The organism is Nguyenibacter vanlangensis (genome assembly GCF_013376155.1).
GTDB classification, from domain to species: domain Bacteria; phylum Pseudomonadota; class Alphaproteobacteria; order Acetobacterales; family Acetobacteraceae; genus Gluconacetobacter; species Gluconacetobacter vanlangensis.
The window spans coordinates 1-1,624 of record NZ_JABXXP010000625.1 but is presented as its reverse complement, the minus strand read 5'-3'; the positions used below and the strand labels follow the sequence as shown (position 1 = coordinate 1,624).

The window sequence follows — 1,624 nt, the reverse complement described above, 5'->3', positions numbered from 1 at the left end:
CTGCGCTGGAGCGGCTGGCCGCCGCCTGTCGGCCGAAACTCTTCCTGATCAACAGCGCGGTGCACAACCCCACCGGCCACACGCTGGGCGCGGCGGCCGCCCATGACCTGCTGCGCCTGGCCGAGCGGCATGATTTCCTGATCGTCGAGGACGACACCTATGCCGATTTCCATCCCGGGCAGCCGATCCGCCTGGCGGCCCTGGACCGGCTGCAGCGCGTCATCCTGGTCGGCGGCTATGCCAAGACACTGGCCGCCGGCCTGCGGGTCGGGGTGCTGGCGGCCCGGCCCGAGCTGATCGACCGCCTGACGGAACTGAAGCTGCTGGCCGGGCTGACCTGCCCGCCCCTGGGCGAGCAGGTGGTGCATCGCCTGCTACATGAGGGCCATTACGCCCGCCACCTGGCCCGCCTGCGCCAGCGGGTGGACCAGGCCCGCCATCATTGCATCGACGCCCTGGTCCAATGCGGCCTGACCATTGCGCACCCGCCCCACGCCGGCATGTTCGTCTGGGCCGACTGCCACCGCGATTCCGAAACCGTGACGCGCATGGCTGCCGATCACGGCATCCTGCTGGCGCCGGGCGCGCTGTTCTCGCCCACCCAGGCGCCTTCGACCATGCTGCGCTTCACGGTCAGCATGGTCGAACATCCGAAACTCTGGAGCACGCTCCGTTCCATCCTGGGCGAGACGGAAAGCGCGGGATTTCCTCAGCCGCCCATGGGGTCGTAGCCGGGCTTCTTGTACAGCGTGCCGGGCTTACCCAGGATATCGGGCTTATAGACCGTCTCGACCCAGTCCGCCGGCGCGACGTCCTCGATGCCGACCGAAACCGCCGCTTCCTTGCTGCCGACGGCGGCCATCACCGCCCGCGTGATCTCCTCGGCCAGCCGCGCCTTCTGTTCCTCGGACTTGCCGGCGTACAGCTTCACGATGACATGCGGCATGGTTCATCTTCCGTGGCTTATGTCCGGTACTGATCGTCGCTTACCTTTTCCATCCAGTCCACGGGCGAGCCGTCGAATTTCTCCTGGATCGCGATATGGCTCATCGCCGTGGCGGGCGAGGCGCCATGCCAGTGCTTCTCGCCCGGCGCGAACCACACGACGTCGCCCGGACGAATCTCCTCGACCGGGCCGCCCTCGCGCTGCGCCCAGCCGAAGCCGGACGTCACGATCAGGGTCTGCCCCAGCGGATGGGTATGCCACGCCGTCCGCGCCCCCGGTTCGAACGTGACCAGGGCGCCGGTCACGCGGGCCGGATCGGGCGGGGAGAAGAGCGGGTCGATCCGCACCGTGCCGGTGAAATACGCCTCGGGCCCTGCCCCGGAGGGCTGCGAACCGCTTCGCCTGATCTCCATGACGTGTCTCCTCCATGGGCGTCCGGACGCGTCGCCATCATGGGCCGCGCCGTCGCACCCGGAAAAATTAGCACGCGCCCCCGCGATGATTAGACGCTGTTCTCCGTATGGACTTGTGAGTAGAACTTCATAATGAACCGGGACAATCTTCACGACCTGGCGGCCTTCGTCACCGTGGCGCAGGAACGCAGCTTCACCCGCGCGGCGGCGCTGCGCGGCGTGTCGCCCTCGGCGCTCAGCCAGACGATCCGCGGCCTCGAAGCCC

The 1,624-nt window shown here is 68.2% G+C and carries 4 protein-coding genes; 2 read left to right on the top strand and 2 right to left on the bottom strand.

What is annotated here, in order from left to right; all coding sequences use genetic code 11:
• Positions 1 to 731 (top strand): aminotransferase-like domain-containing protein (locus tag HUK84_RS17385; RefSeq protein WP_176641380.1); only part of this gene is annotated, 731 nt, incomplete at its 5' end.
• Here HUK84_RS17385 and HUK84_RS17380 read toward each other — a convergent pair.
• Both HUK84_RS17380 and HUK84_RS17375 read right to left on the bottom strand, forming a co-directional pair.
• Positions 710 to 946 carry a tautomerase family protein gene (locus tag HUK84_RS17380; RefSeq protein WP_176641379.1) on the bottom strand — a complete coding sequence of 79 codons (237 nt, stop codon included), beginning with the start codon at positions 944 to 946 and terminating at the stop codon, positions 710 to 712. The two genes, HUK84_RS17385 and HUK84_RS17380, sit on opposite strands and share 22 nt — an antisense overlap.
• 17 nt (positions 947 to 963) lie before the next feature.
• Positions 964 to 1,359: a (R)-mandelonitrile lyase gene (locus HUK84_RS17375; protein WP_176641378.1), complete on the bottom strand. Its 396-nt coding sequence runs from the start codon at positions 1,357 to 1,359 to the stop codon at positions 964 to 966.
• Between the two features lie 132 nt (positions 1,360 to 1,491).
• Between HUK84_RS17375 and HUK84_RS17370 the strand changes: the two genes are divergently transcribed.
• A partial coding sequence (locus HUK84_RS17370; RefSeq protein ID WP_176641377.1) for a helix-turn-helix domain-containing protein occupies positions 1,492 to 1,624 on the top strand: 133 nt, incomplete at its 3' end.

Bases quoted from the DNA above. Each gene is read 5' to 3' on its own strand.
- HUK84_RS17380 (WP_176641379.1), bottom strand. From the start codon at position 946: ATGCCGCATGTCATCGTGAAGCTGTACGCCGGCAAGTCCGAGGAACAG.
- HUK84_RS17375 (WP_176641378.1), bottom strand. From the start codon at position 1,359: ATGGAGATCAGGCGAAGCGGTTCGCAGCCCTCCGGGGCAGGGCCCGAG.